The sequence below is a fragment of the Tibeticola sediminis genome, assembly GCF_003843835.1.
Classification (GTDB): Bacteria; Pseudomonadota; Gammaproteobacteria; order Burkholderiales; family Burkholderiaceae_C; genus Tibeticola; species Tibeticola sediminis.
Map to the genome: position 1 here is coordinate 83,493 of NZ_RKQL01000001.1, position 23,769 is coordinate 107,261.

At 68.2% G+C, this 23,769-nt stretch carries 17 protein-coding genes; 8 read left to right on the top strand and 9 right to left on the bottom strand.

The genetic code is table 11. The annotated features are described in order from the left end of the window. Window positions 1-31: 31 nt before the first annotated feature. From EDC62_RS00455 to mltA, 3 genes are all read right to left on the bottom strand, one after another. The gene (locus EDC62_RS00455) at window positions 32-2,107 is read right to left on the bottom strand and encodes a hypothetical protein (RefSeq protein WP_124219258.1); all 2,076 of its coding nucleotides are present in this window, start codon (window positions 2,105-2,107) and stop codon (window positions 32-34) included. Between the two features lie 96 nt (window positions 2,108-2,203). Next, the gene (locus tag EDC62_RS00460; RefSeq protein WP_170158994.1) at window positions 2,204-4,093 is read right to left on the bottom strand and encodes a PhoX family protein; all 1,890 of its coding nucleotides are present in this window, start codon (window positions 4,091-4,093) and stop codon (window positions 2,204-2,206) included. 106 nt (window positions 4,094-4,199) lie between these two features. Next, window positions 4,200-5,417: a murein transglycosylase A gene (mltA, locus tag EDC62_RS00465; RefSeq protein ID WP_245968742.1), complete on the bottom strand. Its 1,218-nt coding sequence runs from the start codon at window positions 5,415-5,417 to the stop codon at window positions 4,200-4,202. On the opposite strand from mltA, the gene EDC62_RS13115 reads away from it, so the two are divergent. Further along, on the top strand, window positions 5,350-5,502 hold the full coding sequence (locus tag EDC62_RS13115; RefSeq protein ID WP_245968743.1) for a hypothetical protein: 153 nt from the start codon (window positions 5,350-5,352) through the stop codon (window positions 5,500-5,502). The genes mltA and EDC62_RS13115 overlap by 68 nt on opposite strands. A gap of 40 nt (window positions 5,503-5,542) precedes the next feature. Here EDC62_RS13115 and EDC62_RS00470 read toward each other — a convergent pair whose 3' ends face one another. Next, complete coding sequence (locus tag EDC62_RS00470) at window positions 5,543-6,412, bottom strand: carbon-nitrogen hydrolase family protein (RefSeq protein WP_124219264.1); 870 nt, start codon at window positions 6,410-6,412, stop codon at window positions 5,543-5,545. Next, a complete protein-coding gene (locus tag EDC62_RS00475; protein ID WP_124219266.1) occupies window positions 6,409-10,593 on the bottom strand; it encodes a YhdP family protein in 4,185 nt (1,394 codons plus the stop codon). The genes EDC62_RS00470 and EDC62_RS00475 overlap by 4 nt, the downstream gene beginning before the upstream one ends. A gap of 24 nt (window positions 10,594-10,617) precedes the next feature. On the opposite strand from EDC62_RS00475, the gene glnE reads away from it, so the two are divergent. Further along, entirely contained in the window at window positions 10,618-13,377 is a 2,760-nt protein-coding gene (gene glnE, locus EDC62_RS00480) for a bifunctional [glutamate--ammonia ligase]-adenylyl-L-tyrosine phosphorylase/[glutamate--ammonia-ligase] adenylyltransferase (protein WP_124219268.1), read from the top strand. A gap of 31 nt (window positions 13,378-13,408) precedes the next feature. Here the strand turns inward: glnE and EDC62_RS00485 are convergent, their stop codons facing one another. After that, complete coding sequence (locus EDC62_RS00485) at window positions 13,409-14,212, bottom strand: exodeoxyribonuclease III (protein ID WP_211330884.1); 804 nt, start codon at window positions 14,210-14,212, stop codon at window positions 13,409-13,411. On the opposite strand from EDC62_RS00485, the gene pyrE reads away from it, so the two are divergent. Then, window positions 14,211-14,900, top strand: a complete 690-nt coding sequence (pyrE, locus tag EDC62_RS00490) for an orotate phosphoribosyltransferase (RefSeq protein WP_124219270.1) — start codon at window positions 14,211-14,213, stop codon at window positions 14,898-14,900. The two genes, EDC62_RS00485 and pyrE, sit on opposite strands and share 2 nt — an antisense overlap. Before the next feature lie 50 nt (window positions 14,901-14,950). After that, the gene (locus EDC62_RS00495) at window positions 14,951-15,613 is read left to right on the top strand and encodes a DUF4124 domain-containing protein (RefSeq protein WP_245968702.1); all 663 of its coding nucleotides are present in this window, start codon (window positions 14,951-14,953) and stop codon (window positions 15,611-15,613) included. A gap of 25 nt (window positions 15,614-15,638) precedes the next feature. On the opposite strand, the gene gatB is transcribed toward EDC62_RS00495, so the two are convergent. The 3 genes from gatB to gatC are packed head-to-tail and all read right to left on the bottom strand — an operon-like array spanning window position 15,639 to window position 18,909. Then, the gene (gene gatB, locus EDC62_RS00500) at window positions 15,639-17,087 is read right to left on the bottom strand and encodes an Asp-tRNA(Asn)/Glu-tRNA(Gln) amidotransferase subunit GatB (protein WP_124219272.1); all 1,449 of its coding nucleotides are present in this window, start codon (window positions 17,085-17,087) and stop codon (window positions 15,639-15,641) included. Between the two features lies 1 nt (window position 17,088). Further along, the gene (gene gatA / locus EDC62_RS00505; protein WP_124219274.1) at window positions 17,089-18,597 is read right to left on the bottom strand and encodes an Asp-tRNA(Asn)/Glu-tRNA(Gln) amidotransferase subunit GatA; all 1,509 of its coding nucleotides are present in this window, start codon (window positions 18,595-18,597) and stop codon (window positions 17,089-17,091) included. A 12-nt stretch (window positions 18,598-18,609) separates the two neighbouring features. Next, on the bottom strand, window positions 18,610-18,909 hold the full coding sequence (gene gatC / locus EDC62_RS00510) for an Asp-tRNA(Asn)/Glu-tRNA(Gln) amidotransferase subunit GatC (protein WP_124219276.1): 300 nt from the start codon (window positions 18,907-18,909) through the stop codon (window positions 18,610-18,612). A 300-nt stretch (window positions 18,910-19,209) separates the two neighbouring features. Here gatC and EDC62_RS00515 point away from each other — a divergent pair, with 300 nt between their 5' ends. The 4 genes from EDC62_RS00515 (at window position 19,210) to mrdA (ending at window position 23,761) form a co-directional block, all read left to right on the top strand. Next, window positions 19,210-20,253, top strand: a complete 1,044-nt coding sequence (locus EDC62_RS00515) for a rod shape-determining protein (protein WP_124219278.1) — start codon at window positions 19,210-19,212, stop codon at window positions 20,251-20,253. Between the two features lie 87 nt (window positions 20,254-20,340). Then, window positions 20,341-21,258, top strand: a complete 918-nt coding sequence (mreC, locus tag EDC62_RS00520; RefSeq protein ID WP_124219280.1) for a rod shape-determining protein MreC — start codon at window positions 20,341-20,343, stop codon at window positions 21,256-21,258. Next, the gene (gene mreD, locus EDC62_RS00525) at window positions 21,255-21,785 is read left to right on the top strand and encodes a rod shape-determining protein MreD (protein ID WP_124219282.1); all 531 of its coding nucleotides are present in this window, start codon (window positions 21,255-21,257) and stop codon (window positions 21,783-21,785) included. The genes mreC and mreD overlap by 4 nt, the downstream gene beginning before the upstream one ends. A 20-nt stretch (window positions 21,786-21,805) precedes the next feature. Beyond that, window positions 21,806-23,761, top strand: coding sequence for a penicillin-binding protein 2 (gene mrdA / locus EDC62_RS00530; RefSeq protein WP_124219284.1), 1,956 nt, complete (start codon window positions 21,806-21,808; stop codon window positions 23,759-23,761). Window positions 23,762-23,769 lie beyond the last annotated feature (8 nt).

Here is a 23,769-nt window from a genome sequence, read left to right on the forward strand (position 1 = left end):
CCGATCCCGCGTGGCTCAGAGGCTCAGCCTCTCAGTGCCGCGTCTCCATTCGCAGCGGCGTCGCCAACAGGGGAATGTAGTTCGGGTTGTAGGTGCCGCCGGCCGCGTAGGGCCGCGCGGGGTCGATCAGCGTGGGTACATTGCCGGCGAGGTAGGTGTCTTTGGCGGGGTCGTCGCGTTCGACGCTGCGGTCGGTGATACGCTCACCGAAGCGGTAGGGCGTGCCGTCGAAGTGAGTGAACGCTTCGGCCTCGCTGCGCAGATAGAGCAGAGACAGCGGCGTTTGCGCGAACACATCCTTGCCCAGCGTGTAGCGCTGCGTGGCCACCACCTGACGGTAACGCCGTGCGGCCTCGAGCGCGTCCGCCTGCGGTGGGTAGAGCAGCGCACCTGCGACCGAACCATCCGCGGCCAGATGGTCGCCGCGGCTCGTGAAGCTGCGCATGAGCTGCTGGCGCTGCGCCTGCACGGCGGCAAAGCGCGCGGCATCGGTGCGGTCAAGGGCCGGCCAATCCTGGGCGTAGCCGCGCGCGCGCTGCACCATCTGTGCGAGGTAGCGCTCGATGGCTGGCGGCATGTCGCCGTAGAGGCTGGCACCGACCACGTTGTCGAGGAAGTGGCGCAGTTCGCCCTTGCCCTCGCGGCGGTTGTCAGGGTCGCCCAGGCGGGCGCGCCCCGGCGTGTCGCCAGGCGCGGCTCGGACGTCGGCCACGTAGCCGAGGTAGTCCATCTCGCGCCAGCCGGCGGCACCCGGGAATTTGCGCGCCATGACCCAGGTGCTGTCGATGGTGACGCCGACGCCCGAGGTGAAGCTGCGGTTGATCTCCGTGCCGTTGACGCCGCTGTGGCAGCCGATGCACTGCGTGAGTTCCTCGAGCCGCTGCGGCCGAAGCTGGCCCTGCGCATCCTCGATGAAACCCGAGAGGAACCAACCCACGCCGTTGTCCACCCAGCCCTGGCTGGCGTTGCCATACACGGGCAGGCCCTCTTCCTTTTGGTTGGGGCCAAAGTCGCTGTGCTTGAAGGCTTTCCACTTGACCATGTAGCGCACCTCCTTGACCCGGCGCGCGCGGGTTCCGGGGTAGGGGCTGATGGCCGGATCGCTTCCATCGGCCTGCACATCGACATAGTGCAGTGGGTGCGCGAATTCGGTGCCCACCGGGTAGGTGCCGCGCTCCAAGGGCTGCTCGCGCGCCGCGCCCACGTAGTGGCTGCCGTCAGCGGGTGTCAGGCGGTCCTGGATGGCACGTTCGACGAGGTCGAGGTTACGCTCATAGGTGGTCAGGTCGAACGCACCCGATTCGTTGCGCATGAACGCTTGCGGCAGCCGGATGTAAATGCCCGAGACCGAGCCGGTGTGCGGCGTGAAGATGCCGTAGGGCATGAAGTTGACCGCCCGCCAGCCGGTGTTGCCGCCGCGCGCGTCGCTGAAGACGCTGCGGGCCGCGACCCCGGTGCGCACGAAACCATCGTCTTGCGCGGGCAAGTCATCGGGCGCAAGGCCGGGGAACAAACGGAAAGGGCCGTCCCGTTTTCCATCCCAATCGCGCGCATCGCCAGGGCGCTGGGCGTAAGCTGCCCGCCAATTGTCCTGCCGGATCCAGGCCTGCATGTCCCATCGGGCCGGGTCGACGCCGAGCGCGCGCACGGCCAGGGCCAGTTCTTCGGGCGCGAGCGTGTTGCGCCAACGGTTGAGCACGGCTGGTGGGGCCGTGCGGGAAAACGGCGCGAAGCTGTAGTCGGTCTGTAAATTGCCGATGCGTTCCGACGCCCCGGCCTGCGGAAGATTGTTGCCCAAGCCCAGCGCGTAGACCCCGTTGGTGTGGCAAAACTGGCAGGCGTTTTGTGTTCCGCGCGAAGTTTCGATGTAGCACTGCGCGGGAATGTAGGCATAAGGGTTGTCGAACAGCAGCAGGCTGACCGACTCGCCGCGCAGCGCCGGCGCTGGAGGGGCAGCGGCGACATCGCCCGGCACAGAGGCGGCCGATCCACCCCCGCCGCAACGCGCGCCGAGGACCGACAGCCCCAAGGCAACGGCCACCCCCACTCCACGCCAGACCCGTGCGCCCGATGAGATGGTGTGACGCTGCGTTCCCATGGCCTTCATGAAACTCCGAAAAAAGTCGCGGGCAGAACGCCCTGCATAACGTTCCGCCCGCTGGAACATCCGGCGCTGTGGCACCGGACCCGAATCGCGCCGGGCTTACTTGAGCGTGGGCAATCCGCCGATGTAGCCCACATCGGCATGGAACACATCGATGCGCTTCTTCAGCTCCGACTTGAGCGGCTCGGGCACGTTTGCCGACAAGTCACCCCAGTGCTGGCTGTTGCTCATGATGTAAGCGCCCTTGCCATCGAGGTTGTCGAGCACCTGCAAGCCGGTCGACTCGGCACCGGCAGGCAGCGACAGGATGCGCGAGAGCTTCTTAGTGTCGACGTTGTAGGCCCAGAGGTAGTTGTTGGTGTGCGCCGAGCTGGAGTCTTCCCCGATGAAGATCGTGCGCATCTTCTCCGAGAAGAACAGGTTGTCGGGGTTGGCGATGCGGTCATCGGACGCCGTGTTGCCTTTGTCATCCTTGGCGATGTCCTGCCCCAACAGCGCCGGCTCCACATACAGATTGACGGCCACGTGCGGCGAGTCGATCAGGTTGCCGGAGGTGTCCTTGACGCCGGACTTCATGTCGGCCGTGTAAGTCGCGCCCGCGCTCAACTTGTTGAAGCGAATGTGGTCGGCGGGCTCGCCGGCGGAGCTGATCATGCCGCGGTCGATGGCGGTGATCGCCAAGTAGAGCTTGTTGTCCTTGGCGTTGACCGTGACGCCTTCGTACTTGTTGAACTCGGTCGTGCCGCCGAGATAGGCGATGTAGCGGCGCGTCTCGATGAAGGCGGCGGCCTTTTCCATGCCGGGCTTGAGCGCGATGCACTCGTCGGTGGTGCTGCCGGCACGGATGTGCTTGTAGCCCGCGGGGCAGGACTTGGCGGTGGTGTCGAAGGGCTTGGCGTCCCAGATGTCGGTGAACTTCGTGCCCTTGTCGATCAGCGCCTTGATTTCCGCGTCGGTCGCGTGGCCGAGGCGGATCCATTCCAGGTTGCCCTTGCCGCCGCCGTCGGCGCTGGTCTGGGTGAACTTGGCGCCGTAGAGCGTGCCGGCCGACAGGTCGGCCTTCTTGTCGGCGACGAACATCACCATCTGGCCGTGGGTGCCGTCATCGCCCATGTAGGCGGTGCGGGCGTCGGGCATGACACGGGCGAGTTCCCAGGTGCCGCGGCCCATGGCGTAATGCTTCACCACGCTGGTGCTGCCGTCTTCCTTGACGGTGACTTCGGGAATCCAGCCGTAGGCGTAGGGATTGGCCTGCTTGGCGTTCTTGAAGTACAGCTCCGTCATCGACTTCACGCCCGCCGTGGTCGTGCTGTAGTTCTTGTCGAGCGGGTTGTAGATCATGTCGTAGTCTTCTTCCGAGCCGAGGTGGGTGTTCCACGGCGTCGGGCCGCCCGCGCAGGCAATCCACAAGCCGTCGACGCTGGAGAAGTCGATTGGCCGTTGTTTGACCACCGAGAGCTTGCCGTTGCTTTCCTGCTTGAGCTCGGTGAGCGTCATCGACATCGGCGCGCGGCTGTACCAGCCCGGCTTGGTCCAGGCCTCGGACTTGTCCGAAAGCAGCCAGTCGTACTCATAGTGCGTGACCAGGTAGAGCTTGCTGCCCACTTTGAGCAGACTGTTGGAGTCGGGCGTCTCGGCCACCAGCGGCTGGCCCAAGGGGTCTTGGAGCGGGTTCATCTGGGCGTCGAACAACTGACCGGCGGGCACTTTGACACCCTTGTTCTCGTTGATCTTATCGCCCACGCTGTAGAGGGTGTTGTAGCTCAGCGGGTGCTCTTCCTTGAGGCCGTTGGAGTAGGTGTAGATGGCCTTGGAGCTGGTGTAGGTCTTGGCCATCAGGTCCGGCTCCGAGGCTTTCGGCGCGGGCGTATGCGTGAATTCGACCGAGACGAGTTCGAGATCATCGCTGCCGCCACAGGCGGACAGGGCGATCAGGGCAGCGGTACACAGCGCGCTCATCTTGAAAGTGCGGAACAAAGGAAAGGACATGAAACCTCCGGCAGTTGAAACAACGCCCGGAGCATGGAAGCTTTTTGTGAAAAGCTGATGACGCATCGTAGCGCCGCAGCGCGCCGTCTCGAGCCCCCAAACGCGCTCATTTGGGCCACAGCACCCACAGCCGCAGCGGCTGCTTGAGCCGGCCGGCGAGTTCACCGGCTTCTGCGCCCCAGCCGGCGAAATAGTCCGCGCGCACCGCGCCGACGATGGCGCTGCCAGTGTCTTGCGCCAGCACCAGCCGCGCGAGCTGCGTCTGCGGACCGCTCGAGGCCAGCCACACCGGCGTGCCATAGGGAATGCTCTGCGGATCCACCGCAATCGAGCGGCCCGGCGTGAGCGCCACGCCTTGTGCCCCGCGCGGGCCGAAGGCCGCATCGAAGTCATCGAGCGGTTCTTCGCGGAAGAACACCACGCGCGGATTGGCCCACAGCATCTCCTGCACCCGCTGCGGGTTGCGCGCGACCCAGGCCTTGATCCCGGGCCAGCTCGCATCGCGCAGCTCGCCACGATCGAGCAGCCAGCGGCCCACGCTTTGGTAGGGCTGTCCATTGGTGCCGGCAAAGGCCAGCCGCACCAGCCGCACGCGGCCGTCGGGTTCGGTCACGCGCAGCCGGCCCGAGCCCTGGATGTGCAGCATCAACGCGTCCACCGGGTCGGCCAGCCAGAGCAGTTCCCGCCCGCGCAGGGCCGCGCGCGCTTCGGGCAAGACGTCCATTTGCTCGCGCGTGTACCAAGGCCGGCTCGGCACCAGGCCCGCGGGCGGCGCGTAGAGCGGCACCCGAAAACCCTCACGCGGCAGGCGCGAGGCTTCGAACACGGGCTCGTAGTAGCTGGTGAGCAGGCCCTCGGCGCGGCCGTCGGGGGTTTCGACGCGGTAAGGCTGCAGCCGCGCGCGCATCCACGCGCGCTGCTCCTCGGCGCTGCCGATGGCGAGCTGGCGCACCTCCGGACAGAGGGCCGCGAGCGCCGCGCCAGGCCGCTCGCAGCTGCGCACCCAGGCGTTCCAAGCTTCATGCAGCGCGTCGTCGTCGAAGCCCGGCAACTCGCTCCAGCGCGCGGGCACCCAACGGCTCTTGCCGCGCTCGATCACGGGCGGCAGCGGCCCGCCGTCGTCGGACAGCACAGCGACTGGGGCAGGCGCACCGCTCGGGGCTGGAGGCGGCGCGCTCGCGCAGCCGGCCAGCAGCGTTCCTACAATCGCGGCCAATGCCCCCACCCGAAGCCCACACTGAAGAAGCCCCGAACCCATGCTGCTGCTGATGCTCGAAGCGCTCGGTGCGCTGCTCCTCCTCGTCTTCATCGTCTGGTGGACGATGTTTTCCGGCCGCGACCGGGGCGAACCCGCCGCGCGCGATGCCGCATCGCCCCCGAGCGAGCGCCAAAACGAGAAAAATGAATGAATTTGCCCCAATCCCCGCGTGGTTGGGTCATGTGTTGCTCTCATTTTTGCAACTCACCGGTCATCGGTTCCTGTGCACGGGCGACCCGCAAGACCGAGGCCGGCCGCCGATGCGCGAGCGCGTCGAGCCGCTGGCGCGTCGCGCGCAGCGCCGGCAGTTCGAGTTCGGCCAGCACCACGGCTTCCCCCTCGGCCGCATCGGCCAGCACCCGGCCCCAGGCATCGACCAGCCGGCTGTGGCCCCAGGTGCGGCGCCCGTTCTCGTGCCGGCCGCCTTGCGCGGCGGCAACCAGGCCGCAGAGGTTCTCGACCGCACGGGTGCGCGTGAGCAGGTCCCAATGCGCCTGCCCGGTGAGGGCGGTGAAGGCGCTCGGCGCGGTCAGCAAGGTGCATCCCGCTTCGGCGTAGGCGCGGTAGAGCTCGGGGAAGCGCAGGTCATAGCAAATGCTCAGCCCCACGCGCCAGGTGTGCCCGTCGCGCGAAGGCAGATCGAAGCACACCGCCTGCGCGCCCGCGTCGAGCGTGGCGGCTTCGTCGTAGCGACGCTCGCCATCGTCGAAACGGAACAGATGCAGCTTGTCATAGCGCGCGCGCACGTGGCCGCCCGGGTCGAACACCAGCGAGCTGTTGGTCGCGCGCCCTGCCTGCGCGGTTTGTACCGGCAGTGAGCCGCCGACGATCCAGAGCCCCAGCGTGCGTGCCGAGCGCTGCAACAAATCCTGCATCGGCCCGCAGCCCCAAGGCTCGGCCACACCGAGCTTGTGCGCGTCGTCGCCAATGAAGCCGAAATACTCCGGAAGCACGGCGAGCTCCGCGCCGGCGGCGGCAGCCGCTTCGAGCAGCGCCTGAGCGCGCGCCAGGTTGTCGGCCACGCGCGGCCCCGAGACCATCTGAATGGCGGCGATTTTCATGGTTGACGCTCCATAGCGGCTGCGGAGCTCGGCGAGGAGGCGGCCGAGGCCGCCGGGGCCGCAGCAGAAGCCGGAGCCGCCGGCCGCGCAGCGCCGTTGACCCGTTGCACCTGGGGGTCGCTCCAGGAGCCCACGATGCGAAATTCCTGCGTATTGGCCTTGATGAGCGGCTGGCGCACGAAGAGCTGCGCGAGCACCGTGCCCAAACCGATTGCCGGGTTGATGGCTGCGGCCACGAGCGAGGCCGTGCCCGCGTTGATTTCGGGCACCACCACGACCCGCAAATCCTGGGTTTCATGCACGATGTCGGCCCAGCCGTCCATGAGCACGGCGGCGTTGACGCCCTTCATCTGCAGGTTGTTGGTGCGCGCCATGCCGCGCTCGACCTGCACATCCCCGCGCACGAAATCAAAGGCAAAGCCCTCGCTGAACACATCGCGGAAGTCGAGCGTCAGCCGCCGCGGCAGCGCCTGCAGGCTGAGCACACCGAGCAGCTTCGCCGCCCCCGGATCGGCCTTGAGGAACTGACCGTTCTCGATGTCGATGTGCAGCGCACCATCGAGGCTCGGCGGGTGCGGCGCATACGGCGAGCCGTTCCACGCCAGCTTGCCCTGCAGCTTGCCACTGCCGCGGCGCACCACATCGGGCATGCCAAAGCGCGTGAGCAGCGCGCCCGCATCGCGCACGTCGAGGTCGAGGTCGAGCTCGGTGCGCCGAAGGCTGCGATCCGCTCCCGCCTGCGCCGCAGCCGCCCAGTTGCCGGTGGCTTTGAGCGTCGCCTCGGGCACCGAGAGCTGTAGCCGGTTGAGCCGCCATTCGCGCGGCTGCTGCGCGGTACCGCCCCGGTTGACCGCCTCGATTTCGAGGTGCCCGAGCCGCCGCGGCCCGAACTCGAAGTCTTCGGCCACGATGTCGAGCGCGGGCAAGGTTTGCGCCGTCTGCGGCTCGAACATCAGGTTCTCGACCTGCTGCGCTTCCTCGCGGGGGATCGCCAGCCGGGCCAGGCGTGCGTGCAAGCGCGCGCCCCCAATCGCGCTCGGCTCGCGGTATTCGAGGTAGCCATTGAACTGACGCGCGGCCACGTTGAGACGCCAAACCGGCCCCTCACGCCGGCCGCCGGCAACCACCTGGTCAAAACGCCGCCCCGCAACATTCAACTCGTCGGCCCGCAGCGCCATCGAGGTCGGCAAATAGTCCTGCCACGACGGCAAGGCGGCTGCGACCCCGGTCGCCTCACCCGCTCTGGCCGACCCCGCACCGCTCGCCGCGCCCGTCCAGAGCGCCTCCCACGCACCCACATCGAGCCGCGCGAGGGCGATGTTGGCGAGCACGCCCGACTCAGGCAAAGGCGCGCTCTCCCCCGGCCGCAAACCCACCGCGATGCGGCCGCGCAGCACGCGCGGCGAGGCCGCCTCGAGCGTGCGCAGATAAGTCACCGCAACCCGGTCCCCGAGCTCGAACTGCAGCCGCTGCACGGGGGGCTGCGCCGCCGCATCTTCGAGCACGTTCTCGAGCCGCAGCGGCAGCGCCAGCGCGGCGGGCTTGCCCAAGGGCTCGGGACCGTCGATCGCCAGGCCCTCGAGCGTGCTGTTCACGCGCCACTGCGGCACCGCCACCGCCGTGCCACCGACATCGACGCTGGCGGTGTAAGCCGCCGTCCCGCGCAGGCGGCGCAACACGGGTTGCAATTCGGCCAACTCGCGGGCGCGCTGCAATCCGTCGGCGCTCAACACGCCTTGCACGCGCAGCGCCAAGGGCCCGATGCCACCTCCGGGGCGCGGTCGTGCACCGCCCTCGATGCGGGCCTCTCCACCGTAGATCCGGCCTTGAACGCCCGAGAGCGTGACGCTGCTCTCGGTAAACGCCACCCGCCCGCGCAGACGCTCGAGCAGCGGCACTTCGGGCGCCCAACGTAAGTCATTGCCGTCGAGCGCGAAGCTGCCCTGCACCCGGGTCTCCTGCGCCTGGTGGATCGGCACCTTGAGCTGAATCTGCCCCCGCAGGTTTCCCTTGATCTCGGTGCCCGCGAAGAGTTCATGCGTCACCCGGTGCAGGGCACTTTGGCGAACGAGGTCGACCATGGCGCCGCCCGGCCCCTGGATCGCAAACGAAACCTCGACCGTCGGGTCGTGGCTGAAGTCGGGCAAGCGTGCTTGCAAATCCCGGAGCTCCAGCCCGGGTGCGCCCTGTACGCCCGAGCGCGCCGAGGTCAGCCGCATGCCGTTGCGCTCGAAGGTCAAATCGCCCGAGAGCTTCTCGAGCACGGGCCAGGGCGCGAGGCCGTTCGCCGCCGCCGGGCCGACCTCGGGCGCTGGAACGAACGCAAAGGTGGCGTCGCGCAGCTTGCCTGAGAAGCGGAACTCGCCGCTCTTGCCGTCGGCATAGGGCAGGCGCCGCAAATCACCGCGCACGCGCACCGAGACATCGCGCAACTCGGCCTGACGGATCGCGTCGCGCACGTAATGCCGCACCTGCTGCGGCAAATGCAGCGGCAGATATCGATACACCCGCGCGCCGTTGGCGCGCGCCACCGTGCCGCTCAAGTCCAGCGTTCCAGGCCCGTGCGCGCCCCCCGACGGCGCCGCCCAACTGCCGCCCACGCGCCCTTCCAGGTCCGCGTTGGCCCAATCGATGTCGAAGCGCGGCACCTCCAGCGTCGAGCCCTTGAGCGTCCAACGGGCACGCGCGTCGATGCGGTCCAAGCCCAGCTCGGGCTCTTCGAACACGCGCGGCAGCGTCAGCGTCGCGGTCGTGTCGCTGTGTACGCGCACCGAGCCGCCGCGCGCATTCGCGTCCAGCTCCAGATCCAGCCCTGAGAAGCACAGCGCCGCGACGGGAGCTCCAGACTCCGACGCCGTGTGCGCAGACATTTCCCCGGCGCCGACCGGGCGGTTGCATGCGAGGCCCAGGCCACGCCCCCGCAGCGACACGTCATACCGGCTCGGCTCGGCCAAGCTGCCCTCCCAGCGCGCCTGCACGCGCTCGATGAAGCCGCGCGGGGCATAGGTCTCAAGCGCGGCGCGCGCGTCGGCGTCGAGCGGCAGGCTGTCGGCGATTCGGGCCAGCGCTTCGAGGTCGATGCGCTCGCCGCGCACTTCGCCCACGGCAGGCAGGCGTCCCTCGGCCGCCGTGTGCATGGCGTAGAGGTCGCCGCCCGGCCAGCGGCGCCCGTCGCCCGCCTCGAATTGCAGGCCCTTCGTGTACACCTCGAAGCCGCCGGCGAGGCGCCGGGCGCCGACCCGACCCGACAAGGCGTCGAGCTCGAGCGGTCGCAGTTCGGGCTGCAGCGTCAGCGACACGCGCTCGAGCGCCAAGTCGGCCGTGGCGCCCACCGCGTCGCCGTGTGTCACGTCGATCCAGACCCGGGCCGAACCTTCGCCGCTCTTCCAGTGTCCGGCCCCCAGGCTCGCCAACAGCGCCTGCGCCGGCTCGAGCCGCAAGTGCCCAAAATCGCCATAGATCTGGCCGGACCAGCCCTGCAGACGCCCCGCATGGCGATCGAGCAGTCCGCGGCGGAACTGGCCGCGCAGCGACCAGCGGCTGCCCCAGCCTTCGGGCGGCGTCGCATCGAGCCGCAGCGCGTGGCTGCGCGGCCCGTTGCGCATGAGGAAATCGACCGCGCTCAGCGTCAGCGGCTCCGCACCCAGGCGTTCGTCCGCGTAGTGCAGCGTCGCGCCGCGAATCACGAACTCGGGCAGCGAGAAAAACCAATCCGCCGCCGCGTCACTCCCCCCGCCGGCGTTGAGCATCCAGTCTCCGATGCGCCAGCGGCCATCGGGCATGCGCCGCACGGTGAGCTCAGGGCCGTCGAGCACCAGCTGATCGAAATGCCCGCGCAGGAGGCCTTGCGGCGTCAGCGTCGCCAGCACCCGCGCCAAGCGCAAGGCCGGCTCGCCCTGCGCGTCGAGCAGCGCCACATCGTCGATCGTGAACGAGGGCACCCACGCGCCGCGCTGCGCCTCGATGCGCCCGATGCGCACCGTGACCCCGAGCGTGCGACTGGCATAGCGTTCGAGCTGCGGACGCCAATCGTCGATTCTCGGCACAATCCACCCCTGCAGCGCGGCCCAGACGACGGCCAAAGCCACAACGCCAGCCCCGAGCGTCCACACGACGACCTGAAGCGCCCGACGAACCAGGCGCATCAGGGTGGGGGAAGTCGGGGGGGCGGTCTCGTTCATCGGCGGTGCAGTCCTCGACCAATTATGACCAGCCCCATCGACCGCAGTTCCCCATGCACGGAGCCCGTGACCGCACTCGCTCCCCCTTGGGCGCCCTATTCGCGCTTTTACCAACGCATCGCGCGGCGCTACGCCGATGAGCGCAGCCTTCTGCCCGAGGGCGCGCCCGACCGTGCGGCCCTGGATGCCGCCTACGCGGCTCTGAGCCAGCGGGGCCTCGCGCTCGATGCCGCGCTGCGCGTCGTGCGCCAGCTGGTGTTGCAGCGCCTGATCGAACTCGACTGCGACGCGCAGGCGCCGCTCGAGACCGTCACCTCGACGATGACGACCCTCGCCGAGTGGGCACTCGACCTCGCCTGCCAAAAGGCAATGGAGGAACTCGACGCCCGGCATGGCGCGCCGCGCAAGCCCGACGGCACGCGCAGCCGCGTCTGGATCATCGGCATGGGCAAGCTCGGCGCGCGCGAGCTCAACGTGTCGAGCGACATCGACCTGATCTACGTGTATGAAAGCGACGGCGAAACCGAGGGCCTGCCCGACGGTCGGGGGCGCATCTCCAACCAAGAGTATTTCGCCCGGCTCGTGCGCCGTGTGCAATCGCTGATTGGCGACAACACCGAGCACGGCTTCGTCTTCCGCGTCGATTTGGCGCTGCGACCCAATGGAAACTCGGGGCCGGTCGCGCTGTCGCTCGATGCGCTCGAAGAGTATTTCTTCGTTCAAGGCCGCGAGTGGGAGCGTTTCGCCTGGCTCAAGAGCCGCGCGGTCGCCCCGACCGATGCGCTCGGCCCGCCAGCGCTCGCCCTGCGCTCGCTGGTCCAGCCCTTCGTGTTCCGGCGCTACCTCGACTACGCGGTGTTCGAAAGCCTGCGCGCGCTGCACCGCCAAATTCGCGAGCACGCCGCCCGCCGCAGCGCCGGGCGGCCCGGCCGCGCCAACGACGTCAAGCTCTCGCGCGGAGGCATCCGGGAAATCGAGTTCATCGTGCAGTTGTTGCAGGTCGTGCGGGGCGGTCAATTCCCCGAGCTGCGCACCCGGCCGACCCTCGCTGCGCTCAAGCGGCTGGCGCGCGCCGGCCTCATGCCCGCCGAAACCGCCGAGGGGCTGGCCCAGGCCTACCGCTTCCTGCGGCGGGTCGAACACCGCATCCAGTACCTCGACGACCAGCAAACCCATGTGCTGCCCAGCGATGACGCCGACCTCGGGTGGATCGCGCGCACCCTGGGCTACGACGGACTCTGCCCGTTCCTCGCCGAGCTCGACCGCCACCGCGAGTTCGTCTCCGCCGAATTCGACCGCCTGCTCGGCGGCGGCGCCAGCCCCTGCCCCGGCTGCAACGGGCGCAACTCGGCCCAAGAGCCCACCGCACCGGCGGCCGATTGGGACGCGCTGCTGCCGCAACTCAGTCCCGGCCTGCGCGAGCGCGTCACCCCGTGGCGCGACCAGCCCCGTGTGCAGGCCCTGCGTGACGAAGCCCAACGCCGGCTGATCCGGCTGCTGCAGCGCACCCAACAATGGCTCGACGAGGGGCGCATCCGCGAAGAAGGTGCATTGCGCCTGGTCGACTGGATGGAAACCCTGCTGCGCCGCGAGAGCTACCTCGCGCTGCTGATCGAGCGGCCTTCCGTCCATGAGCGGCTGCTGCGCCTGCTCGGTGCAGCGCGCTGGCCTGCGCGCTACCTCATGCAACACCCGGGCGTGATCGACGAGCTGGCCAGCGACGCCTTGTTCGAGGAACGCTTCGACCCCGTCGCGTTCGAGCGTGACCTCGAGACCCGCGCCCAGGCGCTCGCCCGAACCGGTGAAGACGACGAAGAGGCCCTGCTCGATGCGCTGCGCCGCGCCCACCATGCCGAGGTGTTCCGCACGCTCGCGCGCGACCTCGAAGGCGTCATCACGGTCGAGCAGGTCGCCGACGACCTCAGCGCGCTGGCCGACTCGGTGCTCGCCCTCACCGCGCGCTGGTGCTGGCAGCGCCTGCGGCAGCGCCATCGGGACGAGCCGCAATTCGCCATCATTGGCTACGGCAAGCTCGGCGGAAAAGAACTGGGCTACGGGAGCGACCTCGACATCGTGTTCGTCTACGAGGACGAAGAGCCGCGAGCCTGCGAAATCTACGCCGCCTTCGTTCGGCGCCTGATCACCTGGCTCACGCTGAAGACGGGCGAAGGCGACCTGTTCGAAATCGACACGGCGCTGCGGCCCAACGGCAATTCAGGCCTGCTGGTGACGCGTTTTTCCGCTTATGCGGACTACCAGCTCCAGCGCGGCAGCAACACCGCCTGGACCTGGGAGCATCAGGCAATGACGCGGGCGCGCTTCGTCATCGGCTGGCCGCCGCTGCGCCCGCGCTTCGACACCGTGCGGCGCGACGTCATCACGGCCCCGCGCGACGCGCAGGCCCTCAAAACCGAAATCCTGGCGATGCGCGAACGGGTGCGTGCCTCGCACCGCCTGCCGCCCGAACGGTTCGACGTCAAGCACAGCGCGGGCGGCATGGTCGACGTCGAGTTTGCGGTGCAGTTCCTCGTGCTGGCCCACGCCGCCACCCATCCCGAACTCATCGACAACGTGGGCAACATCGCGCTGCTGCACCGGGCCGAGGCGGCGGGCCTGCTCGCGCCCGGCATCGGTGCCGCGGCGGCCGACGCCTATCGGGAACTGCGCCGCATCCAGCATCAGGCCCGCCTCGACGAGCAACCCACTCAGGTCGACCCCGAGCGCGTGGCGCGCGAACGCACCGCGGTCTTGAACCTCTGGCAGGCCGTGTTTGGGCAACGCTGAACCCGTCCCTCGCGCGCCGCGCATCCCGCAATCACAGCCTGAAGTCGTAGCGGATGCTCAGCGGCGCGTGGTCGGAAAACCGCTCGGCCTTGTAAACCTCGGCATCCCGCGCCAGCGCGGCCAGGTCGGGCGTGGCCAGGTGGTAGTCGATGCGCCAGCCCACGTTCTTCGCCCAGGCCTGCCCCCGGTTGCTCCACCAGGTGTAGGCCTCTTCGGTCACGTCCGGGTGCAGCGCCCGGTACACATCGACCAGCCCCACCTCTTGAATCAGGCGCGTCATCCAGGCCCGCTCTTCGGGCAGGAAGCCGCTGTTTTTCTGGTTGCCCTTCCAGTTTTTGAGGTCGATGGGCTGATGGGCGATGTTGACGTCGCCGAGCAGAATGAACGCGCGGCTCGCCTGGAGCGAGCGCAGATGCGCGCCCATCGCGTCGAGGAAACGGTACTTCGCCTCCTGCCGCTCGGGCCCGGAGGAACCGCTGGGAAAGTAGGCGCTGATGATGGAGAGGCGCCGAGTGGGGGTATCGAAGCGCAGCTCGAGATAGCGCCCTTCGTCGTCGAACTCCGGCACGCCAAAGCCCGCGAGAACGTCGCTCGGCTCGTGCCGCGTGTAGATGCCCACCCCGGAATAGCCTTTTTTCTGTGCAAAGTGAAAGTGCCCGCGCAGACCCGCCAACGCGTCGAAGCGTCCATGCACATCGGCCGCCTGGGCCTTGACTTCCTGCACCCCCATAAAATCCGGCGCGTGCTGCGCCAGCCACCGCTCGAGCCCTTTGGTTGTGGCCGATCGTATGCCGTTGAGGTTGAGCGTGGTGATCTTGAGCAAGGAAACTCCCATGGTGGAAAAAAACGATGGCAGCGCCGCCTCCGACGCCCTGGCGCAGGCGTTCGTGCAATTCGCGCTGGAACAAGGGGTGCTGCGTTTCGGAGAATTCCGCACCAAGGCGGGGCGGCTTTCGCCTTACTTCTTCAACGCCGGCCTCTTCTGTGACGGCGCCAGCCTCGGCCGGCTCGCACAATTCTATGCACGCTCGCTGCTCGCCAGCGGCATCGAGTTCGACATGATCTTTGGCCCGGCCTACAAGGGCATCCCCTTGGCGACGGCGGTGGCGATCGAGCTGGCGCGGCTCGGGCGCAACGTCCCCTTTGCCTACAACCGCAAGGAAGCCAAAGACCACGGCGAAGGCGGCCAGCTCGTCGGCGCGCCGCTGCAGGGGCGTGTGCTGATCGTCGACGACGTGATGTCTGCAGGAACGGCGGTGCGCGAGTCGATCGCGCTCATCGAGTCGGCGGGGGCGCGGCCCCATGCGGTCGCCGTCGCCCTCGACCGGCAGGAGATGGCGACCGAAGCGGGCCAAGACGTGCCGTACAGCGCCGTGCAATATGTCCGCGATCGACTCGGTCTGCAGGTCTGCGCCATTGCGCGACTCGCCGATCTGCTGCAGTATCTGCAGCAACAAAGCGGCAACGAATTTGCGGAGCACCGCGCCCGCGTCGAAGCGTATCGCGCACGCTACGGCGTTTGATCGCACCGGGGCTGCGCTCGGCCGCCGCACGAACAGCGAAGGGAGAGCGGATGAATTCAACCCGGATGGCGCCCCCGGTGACTTGGGCCGCGGTGGGCTCGGTCGCACTGAGCGTCTGCCAGAGCGTGATGGCGGCCAATGTTTACACCTGTGTCGACGCGCGGGGCCGTAAGCTCACCTCGGACCGGCCGATCGTCGAATGCATCGATCGCGAGCAACTCGAGATCAGCCCGAGCGGCGTCATCGTGCGGCGCATCCCACCGTCCTTGACCGCCGCAGAGCGTGCTGCCATCGAGGAGCGCGAGCGTGCGCAAGCGGAAGCGAAGGCCCGCGCCGAAGAGCAGCGCCGCCGCGACCGCGCCTTGCTGATCCGCTATCCGCGGCCCGAGGTTCTCGAAAACGAGCGGCGTGAGGCGCTGGCTCAGGTCGACCACGTGATCGAAGCGGCACGCGAGCGCCTCTCCGAATTGCAGCGCGAGCGCAAAGCGCTCGAGGCCGAGCGGGAGTTCTACCTCAAGGACCCGAGCCGCATGCCGCCGGCATTGCGGCGGCAACTCGAAGACAACACCCAGGCGATCGCCGCGCAAGAGCGCTTCATCCTCGACAAGCAGGAAGAAAAGAAGCGCATCGACGAGCGCTTCGACGCCGACCGACAGCGTTTGCGCCCCCTCTGGGCCGGATCGGCAGCCGCCGCCGCGCCCTCCAGCCGGTAACCGCCCGAAGCGATGTGGTCGGGGGTCAAGCCCCGAGCTTTTGGCGCAGCAGCGCGCCGACCTGTTGCGGGTTGGCCTTGCCGCCGCTGGCCTTCATGACTTGGCCGACGAGCGCGTTGAATGCTTTGTCCTTGCCGGCCTTGAACTGTGCGACGTTGTCGGCGTTGCGCGCGAGCACCTCGTCGATGATGGCCTCGAGCGCGCCGGTGTCGTTCATCTGTCGCAGGCCCTTGGCCTCGATCAGCGCGTCGACATCCTGCCCTTCGCCGCGCCAGAGCGCATCGAACACCTGGCGGGCCGCGTTGTTTGAAATCGTCCCGTCCTGAATGCGCGCGATGAGCGCGGCGAGCGTGGCCGCCGCGACCGGTGCCTGCGCGATGTCGATCTCTTCGGCGTTGAGCCGGCGCGAGATCTCGCCCATGATCCAGTTGCTGGCCATTTTGGGCTGAGCGCTCGCCTGCGCGGCCGCGTCGAAATAGGCTGCCATGGCCTGGCTTTGCGTGAGCGTGGTCGCGTCGTATTCGGGCAGGCCGTAGTCGCGCACGAAGCGCTCGGCCATGGCGCGCGGCAATTCGGGCAAGGCGGCGCGCACTTGCTCGACCCATTCGGGCGCGATCACGAGCGGCGGCAGGTCGGGATCGGGGAAGTAGCGGTAGTCGGCCGCGTCTTCTTTCGTGCGCATGGCGCGGGTCTCGCCGGTGTCGGGGTCGAACAGCACGGTCGCCTGCTCGATCGCGCGGCCGTCTTCGAGTTGCTCGATCTGCCAGCGCACCTCGTAGTCGATGGCCTGCTGCATGAACTTGAAGGAGTTGAGGTTCTTGATCTCGCGGCGGGTGCCCAGCGGCTGGCCGGGCTTGCGCACCGAGACGTTGGCGTCGCAGCGGAACGAACCTTCCTGCATGTTGCCGTCGCAGATGCCGATCCAGGTGACGATCTTGTGCAGCTCCTTCGCGTAGGCCACGGCCTCGGCGCTCGAGCGGATGTCGGGCTCGGTGACGATCTCGAGCAGCGGCGTGCCCGCGCGGTTGAGGTCGATGCCGCTCATGCCGTGGAAGGCGTCGTGCAGGCTTTTGCCCGCGTCTTCCTCGAGATGCGCACGCACCAGACGAACGGTCTTTTTCTCGTCGCCGAGGTAGAAGCTGACGCTTCCGCCTTGCACCACCGGAATTTCGTACTGGCTGATCTGGTAGCCCTTGGGCAAGTCGGGATAGAAGTAGTTCTTGCGCGCGAAGATGCTGCGCGGCGCAATGTGGGCACCGATGGCCAAGCCGAAGCGGATCGCGCGCTCGACCGCGCCACGATTCATCACCGGCAGCGTTCCGGGCAACGCCAGATCGACCGCGCAGGCCTGCGTGTTGGGCTCGGCCCCGAAGGCGGTCGCCGCGCGGCTGAAGATCTTGCTCTGGGTGGAAAGCTGGGCGTGCGTCTCGAAGCCGATGACGACTTCGTAACCTTGGATCAGAGGGCTCGTCATGTCAAAAACCTGCCGGACGGCGAAGATGGTGGTCGGTCACCTGCTGGAGGCGATGCGCGACATTGAGCAGCCGCGCTTCCTGGAAATAGTTGCCGATGAGCTGCAGGCCCACGGGCAGGCCGCCCTCGCCAAAACCGGCGGGCACACTCATGCCGGGCAGGCCGGCGAGCGAGGCGGGCAGCGTGAAGACGTCGGCCAGATAGTCGGCCAGAGGATCGGCGCGGTGCCCCCCGCGCGGCCAGGCGACCGTGGGCGCCACCGGTCCGGCAATCACGTCGCAAACCTCGAACGCGCGCTGGAAGTCGTCCGCGATCAGGCGGCGGATTTTCTGCGCCTGCAGGTAGTAGGCGTCGTAGTAGCCGTGCGAGAGCACGTAGGTGCCGATCATGATGCGCCGCTTGACCTCGTCGCCAAAGCCTTCGGCGCGGGTTTTCTCGTACATGTCGATGAGATCGGCATAGTCGCGGGCGCGGTGGCCATAGCGCACCCCGTCGTACCGTGCCAGGTTCGAGCTGGCTTCGGCCGGTGCGAGCACGTAGTAGACCGGTATGGCCAGTTCGGTGCGCGGCAGCGAGATGTCGACCAGGCGCGCGCCCAGGCGCTGCAGCTCGGCGAGCGCCGCGTCGACGGCCGCGCGCACGTCGGGGGCAACGCCCTCACCCAGGAACTCTTTGGGCAGCCCGATGCGCAAGCCGTCGAGCGGCGCGTCGAGCGCGCGGCTGAAATCCTCCGCGGGCACATCGAGCGAGGTGGAGTCGCGGTCGGGGTCGGGGCCGCACATCGCGCTCAGCAGCAGGGCGCAATCTTCCGCGGTGCGCGCCATCGGACCCGCCTGGTCGAGGCTCGAGGCAAAGGCCACCATGCCGTAGCGGCTGACCCGCCCATAGGTCGGCTTGATGCCAGTGATGCCGCAGAACGCCGCGGGCTGGCGGATCGAGCCCCCGGTGTCGGTGCCGGTCGCAGCGGGGATCAACCCTGCGGCGACCGCGGCGGCGCTGCCGCCGGAGGAGCCACCCGGGACGCGCGAGGCGCTCCAGGGATTCAAGACCGGTCCATAGGCCGAGTTCTCATTGCCCGAACCCATGGCGAATTCATCGCAATTGAGCTTACCGAGCGTCACCATGCCCGCGCCGGGCCCCTGGTCGGGCGCGCCATGGCCGAGACGGGCGACCACCGTGGCGTCGAACGGCGAGCGGTAGCCCGCGAGCATGCGTGAGCCCGCCGTGGTGACGAAGTCGCGGGTCACGAACACATCCTTGTGCGCGAGCGGCACACCGAGCAGCGGCGAGGCATCGCCCGCCGCGAGGCGCTCATCGGCCCGGCGCGCCTGCTCGAGGCTGCGCTCTTCGTCGAGCGCCAGGAATGCGTTGAGCTCGCGATGGGCCGAGATCCGATCGAGATAGGCGCGGGCAAGCTCGACCGCCGAGCATTCGCGTGCGCGCAGCGCGCGCGCCCAACCGGCAACGCCGCGGTCTTCGGGGCCGGAGAGAGAAGTCGTCGATGTCGTCATGCGCGCCGCCCCTTACTCGATGACCTTGGGAACCAGATACAAGCCCCGCTCGACCAGCGGAGCGCTGCGCTGGTTGCTCGCGCGCTGGTCGGTTTCGGAGACGACGTCGTCGCGCAGGCGCAGCGCGACATCCATCACGGCACCGACGGGGTGGGCGAGCGGCTCGACCCCTTGCGTGTCGACCGCGCGCATGGCGTCGACGATGGAGAAGAAATCGTTGAGCTGCTGCTGCATGCGATCGCGCTCGGCGTCGGAAAGCGCCAATCGCGCGAGCGACGCAATCCGGGTGATGTCTTGGGCCGACAGGGACATGGTGATTCTTTGGAAACAAAACGTAATAGCCGCACGAGCATGGCCGCGCGGAGGGACGGGTTGGGCGTCGTCCCGCAGACGGGTCAGTTATTATCCGCCCTTTGAGGCCACGCACCGACCCTGCGCCGCCTTCGTCACCTTGCCCGCCCTCGACGGCCCGTCGGCTGCGCCCTGCGGGGCCGGGTCGTGCGAGGCACCCCGGAGTCGGCGCCCGATGCCCCGAACCCGTCCTACCCTACAACCGCCCGGGCGTCCCGACCGCGCACCCCCGCTGAGTTCCCGCCCGTAGAGGATATCCACATGCTCGGATCGTTCCGCCGCTATTTTTCGACCGATCTCGCGATCGACCTTGGCACCGCCAACACGCTCATCTACGTTCGCGGCAAGGGCATCGTGCTCGACGAGCCTTCGGTCGTCGCCATCCGCCACGAAGGTGGCCCACATGGCAAGAAAGTCATCCAGGCCGTCGGTAAGGAAGCCAAGGCCATGCTCGGCAAGGTGCCGGGCAACATCGAAGCCATCCGGCCGATGAAGGACGGCGTCATCGCCGATTTCGTCGTCACCGAGCAGATGATCAAGCAGTTCATCAAGATGGTGCACCCGCGCAGCGTGCTGCGCCCAAGCCCGCGCATCATCATCTGCGTGCCCTGCGGCTCGACTCAGGTCGAGCGGCGCGCCATCAAGGACGCGGCCGAAGCGGCGGGCGCCAGCGCCGTCTACCTCATCGAAGAACCGATGGCAGCGGCCATCGGCGCGGGCCTGCCGGTCAGCGATGCCTCGGGCTCGATGGTGGTCGACATCGGCGGCGGCACGACCGAAGTCAGCGTGATTTCGCTCGGCGGCATGGTCTACAAGGGCAGCGTGCGCGTGGGCGGTGACCGCTTCGACGATGCCATCATCAACTACATCCGTCGCAACTACGGCATGCTGATCGGCGAGCAAACCGCCGAAGCCATCAAGAAACAAATCGGCTCGGCGTTTCCGGGCTCCGAAGTCAAGGAGATGGAAGTCAAGGGCCGCAACCTCTCCGAGGGTGTGCCGCGCAGCTTCACGATCTCGAGCAACGAAATCCTCGAAGCCTTGACCGACCCGCTCAACAACATCGTCTCGGCCGTCAAGACCGCGCTCGAGCAGACGCCGCCCGAACTCGGCGCCGACATTGCCGACCGCGGCATGATGCTCACCGGGGGCGGCGCCTTGCTGCGCGACCTCGACCGGCTGCTGGCCGAAGAGACGGGCTTGCCCGTACTGGTCGCCGAAGAGCCGCTGACCTGCGTGGTGCGGGGCTGCGGCACGGCGCTCGAGCGCATGGACCAGCTCGGCAGCATTTTCACCAACGAGTGAGGACGACGGCCCCTGAGAGGCTGAGGCAGCCCATGCCGCGGCCTGTGCCGCTCGGGCCGCGGCTGCAACAGTGATCCGGATCCGGCCATGTCGCTGAACACGCTCGAGCACAGCCCGCCGCCGTTCTTCCGGCAGGGACCATCGGCGCTGTCCAAGCTGCTGTTTTTCAGTGCGTTGGCCGTGTTCCTGATGGTGGCCGACACGCGCTTGCAGCTTTCGGGGCCGGTGCGCAGCGCCGTGGCGACGGCGATCTATCCGGTGCAGTGGCTCGTGATGCAGCCGGTGCGGCTCGCGCGCGAGGTGTCGCGCTATTTCGTCTCGGTCGACGCCGCCACCCAAGCCCAGGCCGATGCGGCCCGGCGGCTCGCCGAGCTGTCGCTGCAAGCGGGACAGGTTCAGCTGCTCACGCTCGAAAACGAGCGTTTGCGGCGCTTGCTCGATTTGCGCGCGCGCACCACGGTGGCGAGTCGCGCGGCGCAGGTGCTCTATCAGACGAGCGACCCCTACAGCAAACGACTGGTGATCGACAAGGGGCAGCTGCAGGGTGTGACGGCCGGCTCGCCCGTGCTCGACGAGTCCGGGCTGCTCGGGCAGATCACGCGGGTCTATCCGCTCGTGAGCGAGCTCACGCTGGTGGTCGACCGTGGACAGCTCACGCCGGTGCTCAACGTGCGCACCGGCGCGCGCGGCGTCGCGGCGGGTGAGCCGTCGGCCGATGGGGCCTCCCTCGCCTTGCGCTACGTGCCGGCGAACGCCGATGTGATCGAGGGCGACTTGCTCGTCACGAGCGGCATCGACGGCGTTTACCCGCCCGGGATTCCGGTGGCTCGGGTGCGATCGGTCCAGCACCAGAGCAACTCGGCTTTTGCGGGCATCGTGGCGCAGGCGCTGGCGCAGGTGAACAGTGCACGGCATGTGCTGGTGCTCGAGCCCCTGAACCCGGTGCCGGTTGCCCCGCCGGTCGAGCCCGCAGAGCCCCGCGAGACGCGCCGGAGGAAGCCATGATCATGCGTGCAGGGCAGCAGCTGCTGCTGCCGGCCAATCCGGTCTTCATTTGGGCGACTTTGTTCGGCGCGTGGGCGTTGTCGATGCTGCCCGGTTTTGCGGGCGCTGGCGCCTGGCCCTGGCTGCCCGATGTCCTGGCGATCGTGCTGGTGTTCTGGGGTGTGCACCAGCCCCGGCGGGTGGGCATGGCGGCAGCCTTTCTGTTTGGCCTCGCGATGGACGTGCACCAGGGCGCCTTGCTGGGCCAGCACGCACTGGCCTACACGGTCTTGAGCTTCCTGGCGATCGCGATCCACCGCCGGCTGCTGTGGTTTGGACTGGTGGAACAAAGCCTGCACGTGGCGCCGCTGTTCTTTGGCGCGCACGCGATCGAAGTGGGCGTTCGGCTGGCGGCCGGAGATCTTTGGCCCGGCTGGAGCGTGCTGCTCGCGCCGGTGTTCGAGTCGCTGCTGTGGCCGCTGGCCAGCACGCTGCTGCTGCTGCCCCAGCGTCGCACGCCCGAGCCCGAAACGCCGCGCGCGCGCTAGCGCCAAGCGCCAACCCCGAGATGACGGAGCTGCGCAACGTCGAGCTCGACCGGGCCCGCTTCAGCCGGCGGGCCTGGGTCATGGCCGCCGTCGTGCTGGCGGCCTTTGCGACCCTGCTGATGCGCCTGGCCGTGCTGCAATGGCTGCGTTACGAGCAATACGCCGAGCAGGCCGAGTCGAACCGCACCGCGATCGTGCCCATCGTGCCCAACCGGGGGTTGATCGTCGACCGCAACGGCGTGGTGCTGGCCAACAACTACTCGGCCTACACGCTGGAGATCACGCCGTCGAAGGTGAGCGACCTCGACGCGACGATCGAGGCCCTGAGTACGATCGTCACGATCGAGCCACGGGACCGGCGGCGCTTTCGCAAGCTGATGGAAGAGTCCAAGAGCTTCGAGTCGCTCCCGATCCGCACCAAGCTCAGCGACGAGGAGGTCGCGCGCTTCGCCGCGCAGCGCTGGCGCTTTCCGGGGGTCGAGGTCAAGGCTCGGCTGTTTCGGAACTATCCGTTTGGCGAGACGGCCAGCCATGTGATCGGCTACATCGGCCGCATCAACGCGGCGGAAAAGGCGCAGCTCGAAGACCGTGGCGACGAGGCGAACTACCGGGGCACGGACTACATCGGAAAGCTGGGCATCGAGCAGAGCTACGAGGAGCAACTGCACGGCATCACGGGCTACGAGCGGATCGAAACCTCGGCCGGTGGCCGCGCCGTGCGCAAGCTCGCCAGCAAGCCGGCGACGCCGGGCAACACAGTGGTGTTGTCGATCGACATCGAGCTGCAAAAACTGATCGAGGATCTCTACGGCGAGCGACGCGGCGCGCTGGTGGCGCTCGACCCGCGCACCGGCGAAGTGCTGGCCTTCGTGAGCAAGCCCACCTTCGACCCCAACCTGTTCGTCGACGGCATCGACGCGGAGAGCTGGCAGGCGCTCAACGAGTCCATCGACCGGCCGCTGCTCAACCGGGCGCTGCGCGGAACCTACCCGCCGGGCTCGACCTACAAGCCCTTCATGGCCCTGGCCGCGCTGGAGACCGGCAAGCGCACGCCGCAGCAGAGCATCGTCGACCCGGGTTATTTCATGTTCGGCAACCACCGCTTCCGCGACGACAAGGAAGGCGGTCACGGCATCGTGGACATGTACAAGTCCATCGTGCAGTCCTGCGACACCTATTACTACATCCTCGCCAACGACATGGGCGTGGACCTGATCCACGACGAGATGGAAAAGTTTGGCTTCGGCACGCTCACCGGCATCGACCTGCAGGGCGAGGTGCGCGGCGTGTTGCCCTCAACCGCCTGGAAGCGCGCAGCCTACAAGCGCCCGGAGCAGCAGCGCTGGTACGCGGGCGAGACGATCTCGCTCGGCATCGGTCAGGGCTACAACAACTTCACCATGCTGCAGCTCGCGCAGGCCACCAGCATGATCGCCAACGACGGGGTGAAGATGAAGCCGCATCTGGTCAAGGCCATCACCGACATCGTGACCCGCGAATCGCGCGAAACGCTCCCAGAAATCAAGGCCGAGGCGGTGGCGCGGCACGAGAACATCGCCGTGATTCAAAAGGCGCTGGTTGGCGTGAACATCGAGGGCACCGGCGCCAATGCCTTCCGCGGCGCGCCCTACGTCGCTGCGGGCAAGACCGGTACGGCACAGGTGTTTACGGTCAAGCAAAACGAGAAGTACAGCGCCGCACGAACCGCCGAGCGCCTGCGCGATCATGCGCTCTACATGGCCTACGCGCCGGCGGACAAGCCCACGATCGCGCTGGCCATGGTGGTCGAGAACGCGGGCTTCGGCGGTGCCGCGGCGGCACCGATCGCGCGGCGCGTGTTCGATTACTGGCTGCTCGGCAAGAAGCCCAGCCCTGAGGATCTGGCGGCGGTGCGCAAAGGTGTTGCCGCCGCGCCCGCCGCTGCCGCCGCCTCGAGCGCCACGGGCGCGGCCGAGGACCCGGCCCTGGCGGACTAGGCCGGGTA